Annotated in this window: 22 protein-coding genes, 2 pseudogenes and 1 other annotated feature; of the genes and pseudogenes, 13 read left to right on the forward strand and 11 right to left on the reverse strand. The window is 50.9% G+C overall.

The window, feature by feature from the left end:
- Positions 1-73 precede the first annotated feature (73 nt).
- The 4 genes from EOS98_RS08580 to wzzB all read left to right on the forward strand — a co-directional run bounded on the left by EOS98_RS08580 (position 74) and on the right by wzzB (position 5,603).
- Entirely contained in the window at positions 74-1,504 is a 1,431-nt protein-coding gene (locus EOS98_RS08580) for an undecaprenyl-phosphate galactose phosphotransferase (RefSeq protein ID WP_024797758.1), read from the forward strand.
- 163 nt (positions 1,505-1,667) lie between these two features.
- Positions 1,668-3,074, forward strand: coding sequence for an NADP-dependent phosphogluconate dehydrogenase (gndA, locus tag EOS98_RS08585; RefSeq protein ID WP_000043532.1), 1,407 nt, complete (start codon positions 1,668-1,670; stop codon positions 3,072-3,074).
- Between the two features lie 236 nt (positions 3,075-3,310).
- Positions 3,311-4,477 (forward strand): UDP-glucose 6-dehydrogenase, encoded by a 1,167-nt coding sequence (gene ugd / locus EOS98_RS08595; RefSeq protein ID WP_000704825.1) that lies wholly within the window; start codon positions 3,311-3,313, stop codon positions 4,475-4,477.
- Positions 4,478-4,619: 142 nt separating this feature from the next.
- Positions 4,620-5,603 carry an LPS O-antigen chain length determinant protein WzzB gene (wzzB, locus tag EOS98_RS08600; RefSeq protein WP_000215250.1) on the forward strand — a complete coding sequence of 328 codons (984 nt, stop codon included), beginning with the start codon at positions 4,620-4,622 and terminating at the stop codon, positions 5,601-5,603.
- Between the two features lie 81 nt (positions 5,604-5,684).
- On the opposite strand, the gene hisIE is transcribed toward wzzB, so the two are convergent.
- The 9 genes from hisIE to hisL form a co-directional block, all read right to left on the reverse strand.
- Positions 5,685-6,296 carry a bifunctional phosphoribosyl-AMP cyclohydrolase/phosphoribosyl-ATP diphosphatase HisIE gene (gene hisIE, locus EOS98_RS08605; RefSeq protein WP_000954846.1) on the reverse strand — a complete coding sequence of 204 codons (612 nt, stop codon included), beginning with the start codon at positions 6,294-6,296 and terminating at the stop codon, positions 5,685-5,687.
- Positions 6,290-7,066 carry an imidazole glycerol phosphate synthase subunit HisF gene (gene hisF / locus EOS98_RS08610; RefSeq protein ID WP_126523983.1) on the reverse strand — a complete coding sequence of 259 codons (777 nt, stop codon included), beginning with the start codon at positions 7,064-7,066 and terminating at the stop codon, positions 6,290-6,292. The genes hisIE and hisF overlap by 7 nt, the downstream gene beginning before the upstream one ends.
- Complete coding sequence (gene hisA, locus EOS98_RS08615) at positions 7,048-7,785, reverse strand: 1-(5-phosphoribosyl)-5-[(5-phosphoribosylamino)methylideneamino]imidazole-4-carboxamide isomerase (protein WP_000586409.1); 738 nt, start codon at positions 7,783-7,785, stop codon at positions 7,048-7,050. Before hisA ends, hisF begins: the two co-directional genes overlap by 19 nt.
- Entirely contained in the window at positions 7,785-8,375 is a 591-nt protein-coding gene (gene hisH / locus EOS98_RS08620) for an imidazole glycerol phosphate synthase subunit HisH (protein WP_001103593.1), read from the reverse strand. The genes hisA and hisH overlap by 1 nt, the downstream gene beginning before the upstream one ends.
- On the reverse strand, positions 8,375-9,442 hold the full coding sequence (gene hisB / locus EOS98_RS08625; RefSeq protein WP_000080053.1) for a bifunctional histidinol-phosphatase/imidazoleglycerol-phosphate dehydratase HisB: 1,068 nt from the start codon (positions 9,440-9,442) through the stop codon (positions 8,375-8,377). Before hisB ends, hisH begins: the two co-directional genes overlap by 1 nt.
- On the reverse strand, positions 9,439-10,518 hold the full coding sequence (hisC, locus tag EOS98_RS08630) for a histidinol-phosphate transaminase (RefSeq protein ID WP_126523984.1): 1,080 nt from the start codon (positions 10,516-10,518) through the stop codon (positions 9,439-9,441). Before hisC ends, hisB begins: the two co-directional genes overlap by 4 nt.
- Entirely contained in the window at positions 10,515-11,819 is a 1,305-nt protein-coding gene (hisD, locus tag EOS98_RS08635) for a histidinol dehydrogenase (RefSeq protein ID WP_000009613.1), read from the reverse strand. Before hisD ends, hisC begins: the two co-directional genes overlap by 4 nt.
- Positions 11,820-11,921: 102 nt before the next feature.
- Positions 11,922-12,821, reverse strand: coding sequence for an ATP phosphoribosyltransferase (gene hisG, locus EOS98_RS08640; protein ID WP_000886600.1), 900 nt, complete (start codon positions 12,819-12,821; stop codon positions 11,922-11,924).
- 46 nt (positions 12,822-12,867) lie between these two features.
- Positions 12,868-12,991: a sequence feature (His leader region), on the reverse strand.
- Entirely contained in the window at positions 12,967-13,017 is a 51-nt protein-coding gene (hisL, locus tag EOS98_RS08645; protein WP_001364200.1) for a his operon leader peptide, read from the reverse strand. It overlaps the preceding feature by 25 nt.
- Before the next feature lie 162 nt (positions 13,018-13,179).
- On the opposite strand from hisL, the gene EOS98_RS08650 reads away from it, so the two are divergent.
- From EOS98_RS08650 to plaP, 4 genes are all read left to right on the forward strand, one after another.
- Positions 13,180-14,004: an SDR family oxidoreductase gene (locus tag EOS98_RS08650; protein ID WP_000754712.1), complete on the forward strand. Its 825-nt coding sequence runs from the start codon at positions 13,180-13,182 to the stop codon at positions 14,002-14,004.
- Positions 14,005-14,049: 45 nt separating this feature from the next.
- The gene (locus tag EOS98_RS08655; RefSeq protein WP_000803316.1) at positions 14,050-14,964 is read left to right on the forward strand and encodes a LysR family transcriptional regulator; all 915 of its coding nucleotides are present in this window, start codon (positions 14,050-14,052) and stop codon (positions 14,962-14,964) included.
- Positions 14,965-15,197: 233 nt separating this feature from the next.
- Positions 15,198-15,260, forward strand: coding sequence for a membrane protein YoeI (gene yoeI / locus EOS98_RS08660; protein ID WP_096335044.1), 63 nt, complete (start codon positions 15,198-15,200; stop codon positions 15,258-15,260).
- A complete protein-coding gene (gene plaP, locus EOS98_RS08665) occupies positions 15,250-16,608 on the forward strand; it encodes a putrescine/proton symporter PlaP (protein WP_001519005.1) in 1,359 nt (452 codons plus the stop codon). Before yoeI ends, plaP begins: the two co-directional genes overlap by 11 nt.
- A gap of 135 nt (positions 16,609-16,743) precedes the next feature.
- Here plaP and sbcB read toward each other — a convergent pair whose 3' ends face one another.
- A complete protein-coding gene (gene sbcB, locus EOS98_RS08670; protein ID WP_000216702.1) occupies positions 16,744-18,174 on the reverse strand; it encodes an exodeoxyribonuclease I in 1,431 nt (476 codons plus the stop codon).
- Between the two features lie 159 nt (positions 18,175-18,333).
- On the opposite strand from sbcB, the pseudogene EOS98_RS24815 reads away from it, so the two are divergent.
- Positions 18,334-18,411: pseudogene (locus EOS98_RS24815) on the forward strand (hypothetical protein); the annotation flags it as partial.
- A gap of 128 nt (positions 18,412-18,539) precedes the next feature.
- Here the strand turns inward: EOS98_RS24815 and sopA are convergent.
- Positions 18,540-20,888 (reverse strand): SPI-1 type III secretion system effector HECT-type E3 ubiquitin transferase SopA, encoded by a 2,349-nt coding sequence (sopA, locus tag EOS98_RS08675; protein WP_126523985.1) that lies wholly within the window; start codon positions 20,886-20,888, stop codon positions 18,540-18,542.
- A 266-nt stretch (positions 20,889-21,154) separates the two neighbouring features.
- On the opposite strand from sopA, the pseudogene EOS98_RS08680 reads away from it, so the two are divergent.
- The 4 genes and pseudogenes from EOS98_RS08680 to phsC all read left to right on the forward strand — a co-directional run.
- Positions 21,155-21,247: pseudogene (locus EOS98_RS08680) on the forward strand (heavy metal-binding domain-containing protein); the annotation flags it as partial.
- Between the two features lie 259 nt (positions 21,248-21,506).
- Entirely contained in the window at positions 21,507-23,783 is a 2,277-nt protein-coding gene (gene phsA / locus EOS98_RS08685) for a thiosulfate reductase PhsA (RefSeq protein WP_127821162.1), read from the forward strand.
- A 14-nt stretch (positions 23,784-23,797) separates the two neighbouring features.
- On the forward strand, positions 23,798-24,376 hold the full coding sequence (phsB, locus tag EOS98_RS08690; RefSeq protein ID WP_001016236.1) for a thiosulfate reductase electron transport protein PhsB: 579 nt from the start codon (positions 23,798-23,800) through the stop codon (positions 24,374-24,376).
- Complete coding sequence (gene phsC, locus EOS98_RS08695) at positions 24,373-25,137, forward strand: thiosulfate reductase cytochrome B subunit (RefSeq protein WP_001092553.1); 765 nt, start codon at positions 24,373-24,375, stop codon at positions 25,135-25,137. The genes phsB and phsC overlap by 4 nt, the downstream gene beginning before the upstream one ends.
- Positions 25,138-25,182 lie beyond the last annotated feature (45 nt).

Consider the following 25,182-nt stretch of genomic DNA (forward strand, 5'->3'; position numbering starts at 1 on the left):
GTTGATATAGAGCGTTTCTTTCCAGTAATACTTTGTCTGGTTATCTGGTACCCAGGTTGAGGGTGAGAATTAAATGGATCGTTTTGATAATAAGTATAACCCAAATTTATGCAAAATATTATTGGCTATATCAGATTTATTGTTTTTTAATGTAGCCTTATGGGCATCGCTAGGTGTTGTATATTTAATCTTTGATGAAGTTCAGCGATTTGTACCACAAGAGCAATTGGATAATCGATTTATATCACATTTTATTCTATCTATAGTATGCGTTGGATGGTTTTGGGTTCGGCTGCGTCACTATACATATCGAAAGCCATTCTGGTATGAGTTGAAAGAGGTTATTCGTACTATCGTTATTTTTGCTGTGTTTGATTTGGCTTTAATTGCTTTTACAAAATGGCAGTTTTCACGCTATGTCTGGGTGTTTTGTTGGACTTTTGCCATAATCCTGGTGCCTTTTTTTCGCGCACTTACAAAGCATTTATTGAACAAGCTAGGTATCTGGAAGAAAAAAACTATCATCCTGGGGAGCGGACAGAATGCTCGTGGTGCATATTCTGCGCTGCAAAGTGAGGAGATGATGGGGTTTGATGTTATCGCTTTTTTTGATACGGATGCGTCAGATGCTGAAATAAATATGTTGCCGGTGATAAAGGACACTGAGACTATTTGGGATTTAAATCGTACAGGTGATGTCCATTATATCCTTGCTTATGAATACACCGAGTTGGAGAAAACACATTTTTGGCTACGTGAACTTTCAAAACATCATTGTCGTTCTGTTACTGTAGTCCCCTCGTTTAGAGGATTGCCATTATATAATACTGATATGTCTTTTATCTTTAGCCATGAAGTTATGTTATTAAGGATACAAAATAACTTGGCTAAAAGGTCGTCCCGTTTTCTCAAACGGACATTTGATATTGTTTGTTCAATAATAATTCTTATAATTGCATCACCACTTATGATTTATCTGTGGTATAAAGTTACTCGAGATGGTGGTCCGGCTATTTATGGTCACCAGCGAGTAGGTCGGCATGGAAAACTTTTTCCATGCTATAAATTTCGTTCTATGGTTATGAATTCTCAAGAGGTACTAAAAGAACTTTTGGCTAACGATCCTATTGCCAGGGCTGAATGGGAAAAAGATTTTAAACTGAAAAATGATCCTCGAATCACAGCTGTAGGTCGATTTATACGTAAAACTAGCCTTGATGAGTTGCCACAACTTTTTAATGTACTAAAAGGTGATATGAGCCTGGTTGGACCACGACCTATCGTTTCGGATGAACTGGAGCGTTATTGTGATGATGTTGATTATTATTTGATGGCAAAACCGGGCATGACAGGTCTATGGCAAGTGAGTGGGCGTAATGATGTTGATTATGACACCCGTGTTTATTTTGATTCATGGTATGTTAAAAACTGGACGCTTTGGAATGATATTGCCATTCTGTTTAAAACAGCGAAAGTTGTTTTGCGGCGAGATGGTGCGTATTAAGCTTATCGAGAAGTACTGAATAATAATTGTATAAAATAGCCTGCGTAAAATCTGAACGCATCAATCGCTACCTTAATATCATACCTTTGAGTTAACATACTATTCACCTTTAACCTGCCATGACCGTTTGTGGCAGGGTTTCCACACCTGACAGGAGTATGTAATGTCCAAGCAACAGATCGGCGTCGTCGGTATGGCAGTGATGGGGCGCAACCTCGCGCTCAACATCGAAAGCCGTGGTTATACCGTCTCCGTTTTCAACCGCTCCCGTGAAAAGACCGAAGAAGTGATTGCCGAGAATCCCGGCAAAAAGCTGGTGCCTTATTACACGGTGAAAGAGTTTGTTGAATCCCTCGAAACGCCTCGTCGTATCCTGTTAATGGTGAAAGCGGGCGCAGGTACTGATGCAGCTATCGATTCGCTGAAACCGTATCTGGAAAAAGGCGATATCATTATTGATGGCGGTAACACCTTCTTCCAGGACACAATCCGTCGCAATCGCGAGCTGTCTGCGGAAGGTTTTAACTTTATCGGTACCGGTGTTTCCGGTGGTGAAGAGGGCGCGCTGAAAGGGCCATCTATCATGCCTGGCGGTCAGAAAGATGCCTATGAACTGGTGGCGCCGATCCTGACGAAGATTGCTGCTGTGGCAGAAGATGGCGAACCGTGCGTGACCTATATCGGCGCCGATGGTGCTGGTCACTACGTCAAGATGGTCCACAATGGTATTGAATATGGCGATATGCAGCTTATCGCTGAAGCTTACTCCCTGCTGAAAGGCGGCCTGAATCTCAGCAATGAAGAGTTGGCGAACACTTTTACTGAGTGGAATAACGGCGAGCTGAGCAGCTATCTGATCGACATCACTAAAGACATCTTCACTAAAAAAGATGAAGACGGAAACTACCTGGTGGATGTCATTCTTGATGAAGCCGCCAACAAAGGGACCGGTAAATGGACCAGCCAGAGCGCGCTGGATCTGGGTGAACCGCTGTCGCTGATTACCGAATCCGTCTTTGCGCGTTACATCTCTTCGTTGAAAGCGCAACGTGTTGCCGCATCTAAAGTGCTCTCCGGGCCGAAAGCGCAGCCGGCAGGCGACAAAGCTGAATTTATCGAGAAAGTGCGTCGCGCGCTGTATCTTGGCAAGATCGTCTCCTATGCGCAGGGCTTCTCGCAGCTACGCGCCGCGTCTGATGAATATCACTGGGATCTCAACTACGGCGAGATTGCTAAGATTTTCCGTGCGGGTTGTATCATTCGCGCTCAGTTCCTGCAGAAAATCACCGATGCTTACGCAGAAAACGCTGGTATTGCCAATTTGCTGTTAGCGCCTTACTTCAAGAAAATTGCTGATGAGTACCAGCAGGCGCTGCGTGATGTTGTGGCTTACGCGGTGCAGAACGGCATTCCGGTGCCGACATTCTCTGCGGCAGTGGCCTACTATGACAGCTATCGCGCCGCAGTACTGCCAGCTAACTTAATTCAGGCGCAGCGTGACTACTTTGGTGCGCACACCTATAAACGTACTGATAAAGAAGGCATTTTCCATACCGAGTGGTTGGAATAATTTCTGCAAAAATGTTTAAGCCCGGTTTAATACCGGGCTTTTTTTTATCTCTATTCTTATTGATTTATCGCTTTTGCTTAATATTAACTTAATAATCTGTGTTTATCGTAATGAAGATAATCTGAATTGTTTTCGTCTGCGTTGCACTTTATATACTCAGGCGTTAAAACTTTAATATCTTATCAGGATGCGAAATACATCATGATTCATAATTAAGTTAATTCTGAGAGCGAATAATGAAAATCACGATATCCGGGACGGGTTATGTTGGCTTGTCTAATGGTTTGCTTATTGCACAACATCATGATGTGGTGGCATTAGACATTGTTCCTTCCCGTGTTGAACTGTTAAATGATCGGATATCTCCGATTGTTGATAAAGAAATTCAGCAATTTTTAAAGGAAGATAACATCAGATTCAGGGCAACGCTGGATAAGTTTGATGCGTACCAGAATGCAGATTACGTCATCATTGCTACGCCTACGGATTACGATCCCAAAACCAACTATTTTAATACGTCCAGTGTGGAATCGGTCATTCAGGATGTGATCAGCATCAACCCCGCAGCCGTGATGATTATTAAGTCTACGGTGCCGGTTGGCTTCACGGCGGCAATGCGTCAGAAGTTTGCGACAGAAAATATCATTTTCTCTCCGGAGTTTTTACGTGAAGGTAAAGCCCTTTACGATAACCTTTATCCCTCCCGTATCGTGATTGGGGAACAGTCTGAGCGCGCCAGAGAATTTGCCGCATTACTCCAGGAAGGCGCTATTAAACAGGAGATTCCGACGCTGTTTACGGATTCCACTGAAGCGGAAGCCATTAAACTTTTCGCCAATACTTATCTCGCTATGCGAGTCGCTTATTTTAATGAATTAGACAGCTATGCTGAAACGTTAGGATTAAATACCCGACAAATTATTGAAGGGGTGTGCCTCGATCCGCGTATTGGCAATCATTATAATAATCCCTCTTTTGGTTATGGCGGATATTGTTTGCCAAAAGATACCAAACAGTTGCTGGCTAATTATCAGTCGGTGCCTAATAATATTATCTCCGCTATCGTTGAAGCAAACCGTACGCGTAAAGATTTTATTGCCGACGCTATCCTCGCCAGAAAGCCTAAAGTGGTGGGCATTTATCGCCTGATTATGAAGAGTGGCTCCGATAACTTCCGCGCCTCATCGATTCAGGGGATTATGAAGCGCATTAAAGCGAAAGGCGTAGAGGTCATCATCTATGAGCCGGTAATGGAAGAAGATACTTTCTTTAACTCACGTCTTGAACGTGATTTGCACTGCTTTAAACAGCAGGCGGATGTCATTATTTCCAACAGGATGGCGGCAGAGCTTTTGGATGTCGCTGAAAAAGTGTATACCCGCGATCTTTTCGGTAGTGATTAATAAGGCAATCGGGGCTGATGAGTCCCGATGATTTATTGACCATATGGAAATAATGTCTGATTTTTATCATTAATCCTATGGCATATATTTGCTTTATGACTACACTGTCTCCAGCTTCATCCTTTTTTTAGTTAGGGTATCTATGACAGTGGATAGTAATACGTCTTCCGGGCGTGGGAACGATCCGGAACAGATTGATTTGATTGAGTTATTGCTACAGTTATGGCGTGGGAAGATGACCATTATTGTAGCCGTTATTATCGCCATTTTGCTGGCCGTAGGCTACCTGATGATAGCCAAAGAAAAATGGACATCCACGGCGATTATTACCCAACCTGATGCCGCGCAGGTTGCCACCTATACCAACGCGCTCAACGTTTTGTATGGCGGGAATGCCCCCAAAATCTCTGAAGTGCAGGCGAATTTTATAAGCCGCTTTAGCTCTGCGTTTTCTGCATTATCGGAAGCGCTGGATAATCAGAAAGAGCCGGAAAAGCTCACCATTGAACAGTCGGTAAAGGGGCAGGCGCTGCCGCTCTCGGTTTCTTATGTGAGTACTACCGCTGAAGGAGCGCAGCGTCGGCTGGCGGAATATATCCAACAGGTGGATGAAGAGGTCGCTAAGGAACTGGAAGTTGACCTGAAAGATAACATCACGCTGCAAACCAAAACGTTGCAGGAGTCCCTTGAGACGCAGGAAGTTGTGGCGCAGGAGCAAAAAGATCTGCGTATTAAGCAAATCGAAGAAGCGTTGCGCTATGCGGATGAGGCCAAAATCACGCAGCCGCAGATTCAGCAAACCCAGGATGTTACCCAGGACACTATGTTCCTGTTGGGGAGCGATGCGCTAAAATCGATGATACAGAACGAAGCGACGCGTCCACTGGTCTTTTCTCCGGCCTATTTCCAGACGAAGCAGACACTGCTGGACATTAAAAATCTGAAAGTGACTGCCGATACGGTGCACGTCTATCGTTATGTGATGAAGCCGACGCTGCCGGTCCGTCGCGATAGCCCGAAAAAAGCCATTACCCTTGTGCTGGCTGTATTGCTGGGTGGGATGATCGGTGCCGGGATTGTGCTGGGACGCAATGCGCTACGTAGCTATAAGCCAAAAGCCTTGTAAGCTTCTTTGCCGGATAGTGGTCGGCTACGACAGGTAAAATTTCTCATTAAAAAACCGGGCATTGCCCGGTTTTTTTTACGCTTATTGATGACGCTTACGAAGATTGTCGATCACGGTGGTGAGGTTGAGATCCTGATCCTGCAACAGCACCAGCAGGTGGTACATCAAATCAGACGCTTCATTGGTTAATTCAAAACGATCATTGACGGTGGCCGCCAGCGCGGTTTCTACACCTTCTTCGCCAACTTTTTGCGCAATACGTTTAGTACCGCTGGCGTACAGTTTCGCCGTGTAAGAGCTGGCCGGATCGGCGGTTTTGCGCTCTGCCAGTAGCTGCTCCAGTTGATACAGGAATAACCATTGATGGCTGGCGTCGCCAAAGCAGCTGCTGGTACCTTTGTGGCAGGTCGGCCCGACAGGATTTGCCAGCACCAGCAGTGTATCGTTGTCGCAATCCGGCGCAATGCTGACGACATTCAGCACATGGCCTGAGGTTTCGCCTTTGGTCCATAAACGCTGTTTCGTGCGTGAGAAGAACGTAACATGGCCGGATTCAATGGTTTTGTCCAGCGCTTGTGGGTTCATATAGCCCAGCATCAATACTTCGCCGGATACCGCATGTTGCACGATGGCTGGCATCAGGCCATCGGTTTTTTCCCAGTCCAGCTCGCGGCGTTGTTGCTCTGTTAACATATCCTGATCTCCACGCCCTGGCCTGCCAGGTACGCTTTTAATTCGCCAATATTGATGATTTGCTTGTGAAAAACGGAGGCGGCAAGCGCGCCGTCGACATCGGCATCACGGAATGCCTCAAGAAAGTGTTCCATCGTACCCGCGCCGCCGGAGGCGATCAGCGGCACGCGGCAAACGTCACGGACTTTTTTCAACTGCGTCAGATCGTAACCGTTACGCACGCCGTCCTGGTTCATCATATTCAGGACGATTTCCCCCGCGCCGCGCTGTTGTACCTCTTGCATCCAGTCCAGCGTCTCCCACTGCGTCACGCGGGTACGGTTTTCATCGCCGGTATACTGGTTAACATGATATTTCCCCGTGGCGTCGTCAAACCAGGTATCAATCCCGACGACAATGCACTGTACGCCAAAACGATCAGCCAGACGGGTAATCAGCGTTGGGTCAGCCAGTGCAGGGGAATTGATAGAGATCTTATCCGCCCCGAAAGAAAGAATTTTGGCGGCGTCGTCAATTGACCGGATACCGCCCGCTACACAAAACGGAATGTCGATCACCTCGGCAACGCGCGCCACCCAGCTTTTATCGACTACGCGGCCATCGCTGGAGGCGGTAATGTCATAGAACACCAGTTCGTCCGCGCCTTCGTCGGCATAGCGTTTGGCCAGCGGAACGATATCGCCAATGATCTCATGGTTGCGAAACTGTACGCCTTTCACCACCTGACCATCACGAACATCCAGACACGGAATTATACGTTTTGCCAGCATTGGATGGCCTCCTTAACGGTAAATTTCCCTTCTAACAGAGCGCGTCCGACAATCACGCCGCGCACGCCGGTGCCGCGCAGGGCGGCAATATCATCGATATCGCCAATACCGCCGGAGGATTGAAAGGCGATCTGCGGATATCTGGCGCATACCTCTTCGTACAGCGAAACGTTAGAGCCCGCCAGCGTGCCGTCGCGAGAAATATCGGTACACAGTACATGTTTCAGGCCGACGGGGAGATAGGTCTCCACCAGTTGTTCCAGCGAGACGCCGGAATTTTCCTGCCAGCCGCTAACCGCCACCTGCTTGGTGCCGTGTTCGTCTATGCGAACGTCCAGCGCCAGCACCAGCGCCTGCGCGCCAAAACGTTCAAACCAGCCTTTCACCACGTCAGGAGATTTCACCGCCGTTGAACCGATGACCACACGGGCAACGCCAGCTTTCAGTAATGCCGCAACGTCTTCTTCGGTACGCACGCCGCCGCCGACCTGAACAGGCACGTTCACGCCCGCGACCAGGGTTTTAATCAGCGGTATCTGTCGCTTAGCCGGATCTTTAGCGCCGGTCAGATCTACCAGATGCAGCACCCCGGCGCCTTGGGCGGCGTAATCCTGCAAACGGGGTAGGGGATCGTTACCGTAATCCCGCTGCCGGGCGTAGTCGCCCTGGTGGAGACGCACCACGGTGCCGTCAATTAAATCTAATGCCGGAATAATCATTACATCTCCAGGAAGTTTTTCAGCAACTGTGCGCCCGCCGCGCCCGAACGTTCCGGGTGGAACTGTACGCCGAAGAAATTATCTTTCTGTACCGCCGCGGTAAACGGCTCGCCGTAATTGCACTGGGCGATAGTCCACGGGTTGACCGGCATCGCGTAGCTGTGAACAAAGTAAAAATAGGCGCCATCTTCAATGCCCTGAAACAGCCGGTTGCCCGCCTGCGGATACACGCGATTCCAGCCCATGTGCGGCAGCGGCAGACCAAAGTCGGTCATTTTCGGCACGTCTTGCTCGATAATGTTCAGCAGATCCACGCCGCGCGTCTCTTCGCTGCGACGACCCAGCAGTTGCATCCCTAAGCAGATACCCAGTACCGGCTGAGTACACGCTTTAATTAAGTCGATCAGTTCACGTTCGCGCAGTTGATCCATAGCGGCCTGCGCCGTGCCGACGCCGGGCAGAAAGAGTTTGTCAGCGCGTAATACGGTTTCCGCTTCGCGGCTGACCACCGGGGTGTAACCGTGGCGCGCCACGGCGGATTTCACCGAGCTTAAATTGGCGCAGCCGGTGTCAAGGATGACGACGTTCATCACAGCACTCCTTTCGAGGACGGTAATGTATCGCCCTCCACGCGAATAGCCTGGCGTAGCGTCCGACCAAAGGCTTTAAACAAACTTTCGACACGGTGGTGATCGTTCTTACCCTTAGTCTTGAGATGCAGAGTGACGCCCATCGTGTAAGAGAGTGAGCGGAAAAAGTGTTCAATCATCTCTGTGCTCAAATCGCCCACACGCTGGTAGGTAAATTCAGCTTTATATTCCAGATGCGGACGACCGGAAATATCCAGCGCGCAGCGCGCCAGACATTCATCCATCGGCAGTACAAAGCCAAAACGGCAGATACCGCGCTTGTCGCCGAGTGCCAGTTTTAATGCCTCACCGAGCGCCAGTCCGGTATCTTCTACCGTGTGGTGATCGTCAATATAGAGATCGCCCTTAACGGTAATCTCCATGCGAAAGCCGCCGTGGGTGGCGATTTGATCGAGCATATGGTCAAAGAAGCCGACGCCGGTATTAATCTTGCTGTTGCCTTCGCGATCCAGCCAGACGCTGACATCAATCTGTGTCTCTTTGGTGTTGCGGACCACATGCGCATAGCGATCGCGTTTCGTTAGCTGTTCGCCAATCATCGTCCAGTTCAGCGTTTCACGGTGATAGCGTAAACCAGTAATGCCCATATTATCAGCGAGCTGGATATCGGTCGCACGATCGCCAATCACATAGCTGTTAGCGCTATCCATCGCTTGTTCCGCAAGATAACGCTCCACCAGCTTCACTTTGGGCTTGCGGCAGTCGCAGTCGTCTGCGGGCAGGTGAGGGCAGATCAGCACCTCATCAAAGCGTACGCCCTGAGAGGTGAAAATCTGCATCATCAGGTTGTGCGGTCCGTCGAAGTCCGTCTGCGGGAAGCTTTGCGTGCCAAGTCCATCCTGGTTAGTGATCATCACCAGCTTAAAACCGGCTTTTTGCAGTTTCAGCAATACGGGAATCACCTCTGGCTCAAAGGCCAGTTTATCAAAGCGGTCTACCTGAAAATCGCTTGGTGGTTCGGAAATTAAGGTTCCGTCCCGGTCGATGAAAAGATACTTCTGACTCATACTGGCTCCGCACGTAAGGCGTCAATGACGCGCTGGTTTTCCTGGCGGGTGCCGACCGTAATCCGCAGGCAGCCGCTTAAAGAAGGTTGTTTATTCTGATCGCGTAAGATAATGCCCTGATCCCATAAGGATTTAAACACGCTGCTGGAGGCGGTAAACCGCGCCAAAATATAGTTGGTTTCAGAGTCAAAGACGTGTTCTACGCAGGCGGTCTGTTGCAGGGCATTCACCAGATACTGACGTTCCTGCACTGTCTGCGCCACGCGATCGCGCATTGCGTTTATTCCCTGCGGGCTCAGCGCCTGGGCGGCGATATCCGCCACTGGCGTAGAAAGCGGATAAGGGGCGATCACTTTTAACAGCAGGTTGATCACCTCTTCATTAGCCAGCGTAAAGCCGCAGCGCAGACCCGCCAGCGCAAAAGCTTTCGACAATGTGCGCAGGATAACCAGATGAGGATATTCAACCAGCCAGCCTGCCAGCGTGGCCTGCGGGCAAAACTCAATATAAGCTTCGTCGGCGACGACTATCGCTTTACCGCGTGTCAACTCCAGCAGCGTGCGCAGATCCTGCGGGTTGATAAGTTGCCCGGTGGGGTTATTGGGGCTACAAACGAATACCACTTTTGTTCCGTCAAGGTTGTCGGAAATCCCCTGTAGATCCAGCTGCCAGTTTTCAAGCGCGGGAACCGTCCGGCGCTCTACGCCAAGGGTTTCGGCGCTGACGCTGTACATACCGTAAGTGGGCGGACAGTAGAGAATGGCGTCTTTCCCCGGTTCGCAGAAGGCGCGGATCACCAGTTCGATCCCTTCATCCGCGCCGCGGCTGACCAGCACCTGCTCCGGCTTTACGCCAGCATATTGCGCGTAGTTTTCAATCACGGCCTTTGGCTGGCATTCCGGGTAGCGGTTAAGCGTTTGTTGGGTGAGCTGAAACTCCACCGCTGTCGGGAATTCATTCGCGTTTAGCCAGACATCGCCGTTACCGCCCAGACGGCGGGCGGACTGATACGGTACCAGGTTGCGGACATTTTCACGGGCTAAGTCAGCGACGCTGAGAGTGTTTTCAGTGCTCATGCTTGCTCCTTGAGGGCGTTTACGCGCAGGGTCACGGCATTTTTATGGGCGGTCAGACGTTCTGCCGCCGCCAATGTTTCAATGGTTGATGCCAGAGCGGAAAAGCCCGCTTTCGACAGTTCCTGAACGGTCATCCGTTTCTGGAAATCCGCTAACCCAAGGCTGGAACAGGTAGCAGTATAGCCATAGGTCGGTAAGACATGGTTGGTTCCGGAAGCGTAATCACCGGCGGATTCCGGCGACCAGTCGCCGAGAAATACCGAGCCTGCGCTGGTAATCGCATCCACCAAATCGCGCGCATTGCGCGTCTGGATGATTAAGTGTTCCGGCCCATACTGATTAGAGATGGCGACGCACTGCGCTAAATCTTTGGTCACAATCAGACGACTGGCGCTCAGGGCCTGCCGGGCGGTGTCCGCGCGCGGCAGTTCCGCCAGTTGACGTTCTACCGCCTCCGCCACCTTGCGGGCAATGTCAGCATCAGGCGTCAGCAGGATCACCTGCGAATCCGGACCGTGTTCTGCCTGGGAGAGCAGGTCAGAAGCGACGAAATCCGGTGTTGCGCCGCTGTCGGCGATCACCAGTACTTCAGACGGCCCGGCAGGCATATCGATAGCCGCGCCGTCGAGGCGTTGGCTGACCTGACGCTTGGCTTCGGTTACAAAGGCGTTGCCGGGGCCAAAAATTTTATCCACTTTCGGTACGGACTCGCTGCCGAAGGCCAGAGCGGCAATCGCCTGCGCGCCGCCGACGTTAAAGATTTCCTGCACGCCACACAGTTGCGCCGCATAGAGGATTTCATCAGCGATGGGCGGCGGCGAGCACAGAACCACGTTCTGACATCCCGCAATACGCGCCGGCGTCGCCAGCATCAGCACCGTTGAGAAGAGCGGAGCCGAGCCGCCGGGAATATACAGACCGACAGACGCGACGGGACGCGTAACCTGCTGGCAACGCACGCCTGGCTGGGTTTCCACATCTACAGGCGGTAGCGTCTGCGCGGAATGGAACGTTTCAATATTTTTGACGGCAGCGGCCATCGCCTGTTTTAATTCGTCGCTCAGACGCGCGCCGGCGGCGGCGATCTCTTCAGGGGTAATGCGTAGCGCTGTCACTTCTGTTTTATCAAATTTAGCGCTGTATTCACGCAGGGCATCGTCACCGCGTGTTTTTACATTATCCAGAATATCGCTGACCGTCCGGGTAATACTGTCAGAGGCGGAAATCGCCGGACGCGTCAGCAGCGCACGCTGCTGTTCAGGGCTACAGCTGTTCCAGTCAATCAGGGTATTGAAGCTCATGGTCTTTACTCCATCACAGGGTTCCGCCTTATCCGGCCTACAGAACCCAAAATATCAACGCATTACGTAGGCCTGATAAGCGCAGCGCTATCAGGCGTCAGATCACTCCATCATCTTCTCGATCGGCAGTACCAGAATCGAGCTGGCGCCAAGCGCTTTCAGTTTCTCCATGGTTTCCCAGAACAACGTTTCGCTGCTGACCATGTGCATCGCCACGCGCTGTTGCTCGCCCGCCAGCGGCAGAATTGTCGGCCTTTCAGCGCCTGGCAGCAGGGCGATAACCTCTTCCAGGCGTTCACTTGGCGCGTGCATCATGATGTATTTCGATTCGCGCGCCTGAATCACGCCCTGAATACGGGTCAGCAATTTATCGATCAGCTGTTGCTTGCTCTGTGCCATCTCACCGTCGCGCTGAATCAGACAGGCTTTAGAGCGGTAGATAACTTCGACTTCACGCAGGCCGTTAGCTTCAAGCGTCGCGCCGGTAGAGACCAAATCGCAGATAGCGTCGGCCAGCCCCGCGCGCGGCGCGACTTCGACAGAACCATTTAACAGACACGATTTAAAAGAGACGCCTTTCTGGTCGAGGTAGCGTTTGAGGAGGTGCGGATAAGAGGTAGCGATACGTTTACCGTCCAGCGCGGCCGGGCCGTCCCAGGCTTCGTCAACCGGCGTTGCCAGCGATAAACGGCAGCCGCCGAAGTCAAGACGGCGCAGGGTAAAATAGCGCGGATCTTCGCCCTGCGCGCGGCGATTGAGTAGCTCTTCTTCCAGCACGTTCTCGCCGATAATGCCGAGATCGACCACGCCATCCATCACCAGACCCGGAATGTCATCATCACGCACGCGCAGGATATCAATCGGCATGTTTTCCGCCATCGCAATCAGGCGCTGAGTGTGTAAATTAATTTTTATGCCGCAGCGGGCCAGCAATTCTCGTGAATCATCGCTTAAACGGCCTGATTTCTGAATAGCTATGCGTAAGCGGGTGTTGTCTAACATTCTGCGTTCCTCTTTATCCTGTCTGAACCGGTCTGTATCGCGCGCCAAAAAAAAGCCCCCGGAAGATGATCTTCCGGGGGCTTTCTCATGCGTTCATGCACCACTGGAAGATCTGAATGTCTTCCAGCACACATCGCCTGAAAGACTAGTCAGGATGATGGTGATGATGGTGGTGTTTAAATTGAACGCGTGTCATAAAAATTCCGATGAATGCTTATTCATTTGATACCTTTTAACCTAAACCACTTTTACGCCTTAAAGCAAGCGCTTTTTTCATTTCGCATTTATAGTATGAATTGTCAGTCACGGCGGGCTGGCGTAGCCTTATGTATGAGGCGTTAAAGTCAGGAGAAAATGGATGAAAAAGGTCGCAATTGTCGGTTTAGGTTGGTTAGGCATGCCGCTGGCAATGTCGCTGGCAGCGAGAGGCTGGCAGGTTACCGGCAGCAAAACCACCCTTGACGGGGTGGAAGCGGCCCGTATGAGTGGAATTGAAAGCTATCCGCTGCGTCTGGAGCCGGAGTTGGTCTGTGAGGCGGACGATCTTGACGCTCTGCTGGATGTCGATGCGCTGGTGATAACACTGCCCGCGCGCCGTAGCGGTCCAGGAGAGGATTTTTATCTGCAGGCGATGCAGGAGCTGGTCGACAGCGCGCTGGCTTATCGTATCCCGCGTATTATTTTTACCAGTTCGACGTCTGTTTACGGCGATGCGCAAGGCGTGGTGAAAGAGAATACGCCGCGTAATCCGGTCACGGCCAGCGGGCGTACCCTGAAGGAACTGGAAGATTGGCTGCATAATCTGCCGGGCACGTCAGTAGATATTCTGCGGCTGGCGGGGTTGGTCGGGCCTGGGCGCCATCCCGGACGTTTCTTTGCCGGAAAAACCGCGCCGGATGGTCAACACGGGGTCAATCTGGTGCATCTTGAAGACGTGGTTGGCGCAATTACCCTCTTGCTACAGGCGCCAAAAGGGGGGCACATCTATAATATATGTGCGCCGGCGCATCCAGCCCGCAACGTGTTTTATCCGCAAATGACGCGCTTGCTGGGAATGGCGCCGCCGCATTTTCGTGACGCACCGGACAACGGCAAAGGGAAGATTATCGACGGTAGCCGGATTTGTAATGAGCTGGGATTTGAATATCAATATCCCGATCCGCTGGTGATGCCGATGGAGTGAGTCGCTGTCCAGCAGGTGGTCGCCATATAGCGCAAGGGGACGAGTATGAAACCACTGCTGGACGTTCTGATTATTCTTGATGCGTTAGAAAAAGAAGGCAGCTTCGCGGCGGCGTCGGCAAAATTATTTAAAACGCCGTCCGCCCTCAGTTATACCGTTCATAAGCTGGAAAACGATCTTAATATCCAACTGCTCGACCGTAGCGGGCATCGCGCGCGATTTACGCGAACCGGTAAGATGCTACTGGAAAAAGGCCGTGAAGTGCTGCACACCGTTCGCGAGCTGGAAAAGCAGGCGATTAAACTGCATGAAGGCTGGGAGAACGAACTGGTCATCGGTGTGGATGATACCTTTCCCTTTTCTCTTCTGGCCCCGCTTATCGACGCTTTTTATCAACGCCACAGCGTGACGCGCCTTAAATTTGTCAATGGCGTTCTCGGCGGTTCATGGGAGACGCTGACGCAGGGAAGGGCGGATATCATCGTTGGCGCCATGCGCGCGCCGCCGCCTGACACCGGCTTTGGCTTTGCAAGACTGGGCGATCTTGAACTGGTGTTTGCTGTCGCTCCGCATCATCCGCTGGTTCATGAAGAGGAACCGCTTAGCCGCCAGACGATCAAACGTTTTCGCGCGATTGTGGTTGGCGATAGCGTCCATTCCTCGCGATCAATAGGGTCTGAACTGCTCGACGCTCAGGAAGCGATTACCGTGTTTGATTTTAAAACCAAGCTGGAGCTGCAAATTAGCGGCCTGGGATGCGGCTATTTACCGCGTTATCTGGCGCAGCGATTTTTGGAAAGCGGCGCGCTTATAGAGAAGAAAGTTGTAGCGCAAATCGTCTATGAACCGGTGTGGGTTGGCTGGAATGAACAGACCGCCGGGCTGGCCAGCGGCTGGTGGCGGGATGAAATTTTAGCAAATAATGCTATTGCTGGGGTGTATGCAAAATCGCCGGTTTAAAAATCAATCGCTTATGAAAAATAATTTTTTGAACGCGCTCGCATTCTCTTGTCATTTCACTTCAATTTAGGGCAGAATACGCCGCTTGCAAAAAATGACACTAACCGACGTTTTAATACGCGTCGGTTATTTTTTTGCTTCAAACACATCATTCAATACCAAGAGGCCGGGCTTCGTACCGGATAGATACTTACTTAAAAATCGACAGTTGTTGTCGCTGAGGAATCCAGAAAATGGGGCAATTTTTTGCTTACGCGACGGCATTCGCCGTAAAGGAGAATGACCATGTCGCATAACGTTACTCCAAACACCTCTCGCGTGGAATTACGTAAAACGCTTACGTTAGTTCCGGTTGTAATGATGGGTCTTGCCTATATGCAGCCGATGACGCTGTTCGATACATTTGGTATCGTTTCAGGCCTCACTGACGGTCACGTACCGACGGCGTATGCATTCGCGTTAATCGCGATTCTGTTTACGGCGTTGAGCTACGGGAAACTGGTGCGTCGCTACCCTTCCGCGGGTTCGGCGTATACCTATGCCCAGAAATCCATCAGCCCGACCGTTGGCTTTATGGTGGGTTGGTCTTCTCTGCTCGATTATCTGTTCGCGCCGATGATCAACATTCTGTTGGCGAAAATTTATTTTGAAGCGCTGGTGCCCTCCATTCCGTCATGGGTGTTTGTCGTGGCGCTGGTGGCCTTTATGACGGCCTTTAACCTGCGCAGCCTCAAATCGGTCGCTAACTTCAACACCGTGATTGTAGTGCTACAGGTGGTGCTGATTGCGGTCATTCTGGGCATGGTGGTTTATGGCGTATTTGAAGGCGAAGGCGCCGGTACGCTGGCGAGCACCCGTCCGTTCTGGTCCGGCGATGCGCACGTTATCCCGATGATTACGGGAGCGACGATCCTGTGCTTCTCCTTTACCGGCTTTGACGGCATCAGTAACCTGTCGGAAGAGACCAAAGATGCTGAGCGCGTGATCCCGCGTGCGATTTTCCTGACCGCGCTGATTGGCGGCCTGATCTTCATCTTTGCAACCTATTTCCTGCAATTGTACTTCCCGGATATCTCTCGCTTTAAAGATCCGGATGCGTCTCAGCCGGAAATCATGCTGTACGTGGCGGGTAAAACCTTCCAGGTGGGCGCGCTGATCTTCTCTACTATCACCGTGCTGGCTTCCGGTATGGCGGCGCATGCAGGCGTAGCGCGCCTGATGTACGTAATGGGGCGCGACGGCGTATTCCCGAAAAGCTTCTTCGGTTACGTTCATCCGAAATGGCGTACGCCAGCGATGAACATCATCCTGGTCGGGGCGATCGCGCTGCTGGCGATTAATTTTGACCTGGTGATGGCGACGGCGCTGATTAACTTTGGTGCGCTGGTCGCGTTTACCTTTGTTAACCTGTCGGTGATTTCGCAGTTCTGGATCCGTGAGAAGCGTAATAAAACGTTGAAAGATCACTTCCAGTATCTGTTCCTGCCCATGTGCGGCGCGCTCACGGTTGGTGCGTTGTGGGTTAACCTGGAAGAGAGCTCAATGGTACTGGGCCTGATCTGGGCGGGTATCGGGCTGATTTATCTGGCGTGCGTAACTAAAAGCTTCCGCAACCCGGTTCCACAGTACGAAGACGTCGCGTAATCGTGCGTATTATCGGCAATAGTAAAACCGGAGGCAGTGCCTCCGGTTTTTTGTTTGTCATCCAGCATGTTTACCGGATGGCGGTGTCACTCTTTATCCGCTCTGAATTAACAATGCCCGTCAGGCATTGGTCAATTACACAATCTCAGTTGCGTACTGCCACAGTGATTTCAGCAGCCCCAGCTTCGTTTTATCTTCCGCATACTGCTGAGAAAGCATCTGCAATTCATTGGCATACTGTTGTAAAAACTCCGGCGTCAGCACCTGACGGCGATGCTCCAGCCAGCGCTGCTGCTCTGCGTCATCCAGCGTACCGGGAAAATTGCGTGCGCGGTAATTAAACAGCAGCTTCTCAATGCGCTTATCGACAAAAGTAATGTCCAGCGCGGGTAGGTTACGCGGCTCGGTTTCGAGTACGATTTTCATGGCTGCGCGATCGGCATCGCTGAAAAAACCATCATAGAGCTGGGCATCAACGTTATCCGAGGCGGCAAAAGGTTCGGCTTCGGCGAAAATCGCCACCACTTTGTCGCGGACCTGCGGGTTTTCACGCAGCACTTTCAGGTTATCCAGGCAATGCTGGCGGTTAATTCCCAGTCGGTCGGCATCCTCCGGGCGCAAGGTATTCGCCTGCGCCAGTACCGGACATTTATTGATATGCACCAGCTTTACCGGCACTGCGACGTGATCGCCAAGATCGGCTTTGGCCGTATAAAGCCGCTCGCGAAGGGTGTCGCTGTCCAGCTCAAGAAGAGGAGAAATATCGCCTGCTAAATCGACCATGATCACCGCGTTACGGTTTTCAGGATGCCACGCCAGCGGCGCGACCCAGCTTGTATTACCGCGCCACGCGCCAAACATGCCGGAGACATGCACCAGCGGCTTCATTTGCGGAACGTCAATCAGCGCCGCCAGTTTATGTTTACTGCGGTGGCTATAAAGATAATCAAACAGTCGCGGCTGGCGTGTTTTCACCAGTTGCGCCATCGCAATAGTGGCGTAGACATCCGCCATCGCATCATGCGCGTTGCTGTGTTCGATCCCGTTCGCCTGGGTTAAATGTTCCAGACGAAAGCTGGGCAGGCCGTCGTCGTTTTCCGGCCAGTTAATTCCCTCCGGGCGCAGCGCATAACAGGCGCGCATGACATCCAATAGATCCCAACGTGAATTATCATGCTGCCAGCTCCAGGCGTAGGGATCGTAAAAGTTGCGATAAAAAATATTGCGCGTGACTTCATCATCAAAACGCACATTGTTGTAGCCCACAACGCAGGTTTTAGGAACGGTAAACAGCGCATGAATGCGTCTGGCGAAAGCGGCTTCGTTTTCTCCTTTCTCACGCGCTTCCTGCGGCGTGATGCCGGTAATCAGCACCGCGCCGGGCTGCGGTAGATAATCATCAGCGGGTTTGCAATAAAATACCTCCGGCTCGCCAATAACGTTGAAGTCGTTATCCGTACGGAGCGCGGCGAATTGCGCTGGTCTGTCGAGGGCCGGATGCGTACCGAAGGTTTCGTAATCGTGGAAGAGGAATGTGCTCTGTATGCTGTCGTTTTTAACTGTCACTTGATGTACACGCCTGATGTTATCTGTATATGAAATATTTTATTCTTTTATTTTGTCGTTGATTGATTGTATTTGTACACCAATTGATATCGTTGCTAATGTTCGTACATGCGATGGTGAGTACATAAACATTAAAATCATTGAGTACAAAATACTAAAATGACCATCAGCGACACTAAGCTACGCTCCCTCTATGGTAAACCATATTCCGGCCCATCTGAAATTACTGATTCTGATTTAGTACTGTATGGAATTTAGGCCAGGGTCAATCTGGCCGGGATCTCAAAAATGCATGGACTAAAACGGGTCTATTTACAGAGGGACACAACGCTGTGTCCCTTAATTCCATGCGGGTTGAGGCTGGACTACGCCCAGGCCAGTGGCAGGATGGATGACAGAACACTCGGGAAATATTTTCTGGCATGACGTTGCATACTATCCGCCACAACGCTGGTACAGGTAAAGGCGCCATGGAGGCCGTGAAAACGGTCGGACCACTCGGTAAACTGTTCGCTGGATGGGAATATCGCCGGAGACAGCTCCCAGGCTTTCTGCATCAGCGCCTCCGCATAGCCTCTCAGGGCCGGCGGAGAGTCATGCTCAGTGCCGAAAATGGCGCTGGAGGAATAGCGTGCGAATGCGGTACTGAGACAGAACAGGATTTCCGCCTGCTTCTGTGGGGTGGCGTCCGTCAGGTGATAAGCACTGAGGATGTGCTGGTAGTGTGCCGGGCTGAGTTTGCCTTCAGGAAGCAAGGGGTCAAAAATGGTGGCCAGACGCGACACTGAGGCATCATCAATCAACTTCACGGTGGAATGTTTCTGGTTCGTGGCGGCAATAAACTGCTGGTTCAGCTCCCCGTGATCTTCAGTGCTGAAGATGATATCAATCAGCTCCCCAAAGCGTCGCTGCGTGGCCTGCTGATTAAATGCGGCGAGAAACACCGGAAAGTCATGACGGAATAACTCTACCGGAGAGATTTGCGCGGTGGAAACGTTCTCTCCGGCTCGCAGCAGGTAAAAGTTGTCCCATGCAGTGTCAGGAGTGGGGTTTAGCATTGTTAACAGCGTGTCAGTGGAGAGCATCATCGCCGTGTCTGAATCCTGGGAGGAAAGCAGCAGGAAATTATCTGCAGCGCGGGTTGTCCAGTCCGGGCTGCCGTCATAATTGCCGAAGAGCCCATTATGGATGTGGGGAGACACCGCCGGGTGAGCAAGATACTGTTCATAAAGCGCTGCAGCTTTCTGGCGGGTGCCATCAGTGCAGTCCACGCCTGTCATACAGTGTAAAATCACCTGATTAAAGAGTCCGCTGTGAGTGGTCATGGCGGCGCTGTTCCTGTCAAACGAATCCAGCAACACAGACAGTATGCGCTGCTGATAATATGTGTCAGGAGTCGGCAGGGGAACGTCATTATAGGTCTGGCACTGGTGGGCAAAAAAACGTTCCTGAACAGGCCCGAGCCACTCGCGGATAAGCGCACTTTGCGTATAGGGAGGGTGGGCCAGTACGCTCACCAGCGAACTTTCAACTGGCCGGATACATGCTTCTGTTAAGCGGCCACCCCGCAATGACTTCACCAGGTCTTCCATTGCCCGGACTTTTTCCTGACTGTATTTATCGGGCAGGCTGTCAATGGTCATCAGAATACTTTTACCATTATTGTGCTCATGATTTAAAAATCCATCCACAGCGTTCTCACTCCAAAGGAGTGGCATTTGCAGCCAGATATCACCTAGACGAATAAAATTTCCGCCCCCTGACACTGACGGAGGTGATGAATTATCCGGTTCATTTAAAATAACGCCAGAGAGGTTGGCTTTGTGACGTATAAACGTATTTTTTAATGTTGTATTAATAAAAGACGGCTGTTGTCGTGTAGTAATTGAATACTGTAAAATCAGTTCATTCATGTCTGAATTACTAAATTTTGTATTACTGCAGACTACATCACTCAGTGTCGAATAAGTGAATCGGCATTCGTCAAAATGTAAATGAGATATATCAGAATAAGTAAATTTTGAATTTGAAAAGTTGAACCCCTTAATAATATCGCCGTCTCGCTCCATGAAGCTGGTGGGCAATATTTTGCTGAATGTAATATTACGGAAATCTGCGTTTGAAAAATCGCGATCTGCGGCCGTAAGGGTTTCTCCGGCTTTCTGTCGTAAAAGTGCATCCGTGAGTTTCTTAGCCCATTCGGCAGGTGATGACGGGGAAGACGTAGCCTGAAGTGAGAGGGAGGGTGATACTGGTGGTGTTCTACCTTCAGAAACCGTGGGCCTGTTATTGGCTGATACAGAGACTCCACCGGGGAGCGGGGCCGCACCTGTCACTCTGTAATTATAATCACATGTTTGATTTGCAATATGCTTACGCATGAATGCTGCATTCATTTTTGAGACATCTTCTGCTGAAATATTTTTCTTACCTGCATTATTTGTATCTTTAATATTTTTAACAGTAATCAATGTTTTGTTTAAGGTGTTTTTATCTTTCGGCTGGAAGAAGTCTTTTATTTTTTGTGGTAACGCGAACTCAATCGATGAGCTCTTTCCTGTTTTAAGTTTTTCATTTAAAGAAGCATGCGTGTTTTTAACACTGGTTATTTTTGAGGCGAACCCGTTTTTCGTATGTTCACGAATAGAGGTAATTAATTTTTTAACCTGGTTAGGAATAGTAGAAAAATTAATTGCGCCTGATGATATCTTCATTAGAATTCCTTATCAACATCATTATGGAAAAACGGTCTGGATTTTTAACGCCTTAAAAGTAAGCTTCATATGTCGGTATGGCGATGGAGATCACAATTCACCATGTTATCTGGCAGGTTTCTTTCAGAAAGTGTCCATCCTGTCATCATGTCACCGTATTGTGGGACGTTGACGTATCTGCGGAAAAATCAAGGCATAAGGGAGCGGGTCGGGTAACGAAGCCCGTGTGCACGCAAAAGTAAACCCGCTTCGATGCTCAACCAGTGTTTTTCGCCGGCATTTGGGATATCGTCGGCGGACGTTCCGGCACGTATGAGAAAGAACTGCGTAAAGCGCGTGAAATCGCTTTTCAGGAAATAATCGTTTTCTTTTAAATATTATTACGTGTTATTGGAATTGTATCATTTTTATAATTAACAGCGGGTTGTTTGGTAATTCTGCTGATTATTCAATGACAGTCCATGTGCGTGTTCAGGAAATGTAAAATATTTATAAAATAAAAGGTCTTATCGTGTTGATATGCTCATTTTAACAACTATTTCAAATTGTGATTGAAGCCGACATTTCATAATACAAATTAAATATAATCTTCAGCTATATCTAATAACAGGAGGTTATATGAGCATTAGTCGTCGTTCTTTTTTGCAGGGGGTAGGCATCGGCTGCTCTGCCTGCGCGCTGGGCGCTTTTCCGCCCGGGGCGCTGGCGCGCAACCCGATTGCCGGCATTAACGGTAAAACCACGCTAACGCCAAGCTTGTGCGAAATGTGTTCCTTTCGTTGCCCTATTCAGGCGCAGGTAGTCAATAACAAGACCGTTTTTATCCAGGGCAATCCTTCTGCGCCGCAGCAGGGGACGCGCATATGCGCCAGGGGCGGGAGCGGCGTCAGCCTGGTCAATGACCCGCAACGGATTGTAAAACCTATGAAACGCACCGGGCCACGCGGCGACGGTGAATGGCAGGTGATTAGCTGGCAACAGGCTTACCAAGAAATCGCGGCGAAAATGAATGCCATCAAAGCGCAGCATGGCCCCGAGAGCGTGGCTTTCTCTTCCAAATCGGGCTCGCTCTCCAGCCATCTTTTCCATCTGGCTACGGCCTTTGGTTCGCCTAATACCTTTACTCACGCCTCAACATGCCCTGCCGGGAAAGCCATTGCGGCAAAAGTGATGATGGGCGGCGATCTGGCGATGGATATCGCTAACACGCGCTATCTGGTTTCGTTTGGCCACAATTTGTATGAAGGGATTGAAGTTGCCGATACCCATGAGTTAATGACCGCGCAGGAGAAGGGGGCCAAAATGGTGAGCTTCGATCCGCGTCTGTCGATATTTTCCAGCAAGGCGGATGAGTGGCACGCTATTCGTCCCGGGGGGGATTTAGCGGTTCTGCTGGCGATGTGCCACGTCATGATTGATGAACAACTCTACGATGCGTCTTTTGTTGAGCGTTATACCAGCGGATTTGAACAGTTAGCACAGGCGGTAAAAGAGACGACGCCGGAATGGGCCGCCGCGCAGGCCGATGTCCCAGCCGACGTTATTGTCCGGGTGACACGCGAACTGGCCGCCTGCGCGCCTCACGCTATTGTCAGTCCTGGTCATCGCGCGACGTTCTCGCAGGAAGAGATCGATATGCGGCGTATGATTTTTACGCTTAATGTGCTGCTCGGTAATATTGAGCGCGAAGGCGGGCTATACCAGAAAAAAAACGCGTCGGTTTACAACAAACTGGCCGGAGAAAAGGTCGCGCCAACGCTGGCGAAACTCAACATTAAAAATATGCCGAAACTGACGGCGCAACGAATCGATTTGGTCGCACCGCAGTTTAAATATATCGCCGCTGGCGGCGGCGTGGTGCAAAGCATTATTGACGCGGTGTTAACCCAGAAGCCTTACCCGATAAAGGCGTGGATTATGTCGCGGCATAATCCTTTCCAGACCGTCACCTGTCGTTCGGACCTGGTAAAAACCGTTGAGCAACTGGATCTGGTGGTCAGCTGCGATGTCTATTTGAGCGAGAGCGCGGCGTATGCCGACTATCTGCTGCCGGAATGCACCTATCTCGAACGGGACGAAGAGGTATCCGATATGTCGGGACTGCACCCGGCTTACGCTCTGCGCCAACAGGTCGTAGAGCCGATTGGCGAGGCGCGTCCGAGTTGGCAAATCTGGAAAGAACTTGGCGAGCAGTTGGGATTAGGGCAGTACTATCCGTGGCAGGATATGCAGACGCGCCAACTCTATCAGTTGAACGGCGACCATGCCTTAGCGAAGGAACTGCGACAGAAAGGGTATCTCGAATGGGGCGTTCCGCTGCTATTACGCGAACCAGAATCCGTTCGTCAGTTTACGGCGCGTTACCCCGGCGCTATCGCGACGGACAGTGACAACACCTATGGCGAACAGCTTCGCTTCAAATCGCCCTCCGGCAAAATCGAACTTTATTCCGCAACCCTGGAGGAATTGCTCCCTGGCTACGGCGTTCCGCGCGTTCGTGACTTTGCGCTGAAAAAAGAGAATGAGCTTTACTTCATTCAGGGCAAGGTGGCCGTGCATACCAATGGCGCGACGCAGTACGTACCTTTACTCAGCGAGCTAATGTGGGATAACGCGGTCTGGGTTCATCCGCAAACGGCGCAAGAAAAAGGCATTAAGACCGGCGATGAGGTCTGGCTGGAAAATGCCACGGGTAAAGAGAAAGGTAAGGCGCTGGTGACGCCCGGTATCCGCCCGGACACGCTTTTTGTCTATATGGGATTTGGCGCTAAAGCTGGGGCCAAAACGGCGGCGACGACACACGGTATCCACTGTGGCAATTTACTGCCGCACGTGACGAGTCCGGTATCCGGTACGGTAGTGCATACCGCAGGCGTGACGCTGAGCCGGGCATGAGGGAGGAGGGAACCATGAATCATTTAACGAATCAGTACGTCATGCTGCATGATGAAAAACGTTGTATCGGCTGCCAGGCGTGTACCGTTGCCTGCAAAGTGCTTAATGACGTACCGGAGGGATTTAGCCGCGTACAGGTACAAATTCGCGCCCCTGAACAGGCATCCAACGCACTAACCCATTTTCAATTTGTCCGCGTCTCCTGTCAGCACTGTGAAAATGCGCCATGTGTCAGCGTTTGTCCTACCGGAGCGTCATATCGTGATGAAAACGGGATCGTGCAGGTGGATAAATCGCGCTGTATTGGCTGCGATTATTGTGTTGCCGCATGTCCTTTCCATGTGCGCTATTTGAATCCGCAAACCGGTGTCGCCGACAAGTGTAACTTCTGCGCCGACACGCGGTTGGCGGCTGGCCAGTCTCCGGCGTGCGTATCCGTTTGCCCAACGGACGCGCTGAAATTCGGCAGACTGGATGAGAGCGAGATCCAGCGCTGGGTCGGTCAGAAAGAGGTCTATCGCCAGCAGGAAGCGCGTAGCGGCGCGGTCAGTCTGTACCGTCGTAAAGAAGTCCATCAGGAGGGTAAAGCATGAATACTATCTGGGGAGCGGAACTACATTATGCGCCAGATTATTGGCCGCTGTGGTTAATTTATGCAGGCGTCGTGGTGCTGCTCATGCTTGTTGGGCTGGTTATCCATGCGTTATTGCGCCGGATGCTGGCGCCAAAAACGGCGGGCGGCGAAGAGCATCGTGACTATCTCTACTCGCTGGCGATTCGCCGTTGGCATTGGGGAAATGCGTTACTGTTTGTTTTATTACTGTTAAGCGGTTTATTTGGTCATTTTTCTCTCGGCCCTGTAGCGCTAATGGTACAAGTGCATACCTGGTGTGGTTTTGCCTTACTGGCTTTCTGGGTCGGGTTTGTGCTGATCAACCTCACCACAGGTAACGGGCGTCACTATCGGGTAAATTTTTCCGGACTGGTAACGCGCTGCATACGCCAGACGCGTTTTTACCTTTTTGGCATCATGAAAGGGGAAGCGCATCCGTTCGCGGCAACAGAGCAGAATAAGTTCAATCCACTGCAACAACTGGCATATCTGGCGATTATGTACGCGCTGGTACCGCTGTTAATCATCACCGGTTTGCTGTGTCTCTATCCGCAGGTTGCGGGTCTGGGCCCTGTGATGCTGGTGCTGCATATGGCGCTTGCTATCATCGGCTTACTGTTTATTTGCGCGCATCTCTATCTGTGTACTCTTGGCGACACGCCGGGACAAATTTTCCGTAGCATGGTTGACGGCTATCATCGTCATCGTACCGCGCCGCGCGGGGATAAGTCCGCCGTCTGAGCGTATCCATAAAATAAAGTCAGCAAGAAAATGTGCCTTGTGTCA

The sequence above is a fragment of the Salmonella sp. SSDFZ69 genome (assembly GCF_004010755.1).
Lineage (GTDB): Bacteria > Pseudomonadota > Gammaproteobacteria > Enterobacterales > Enterobacteriaceae > Salmonella > Salmonella enterica.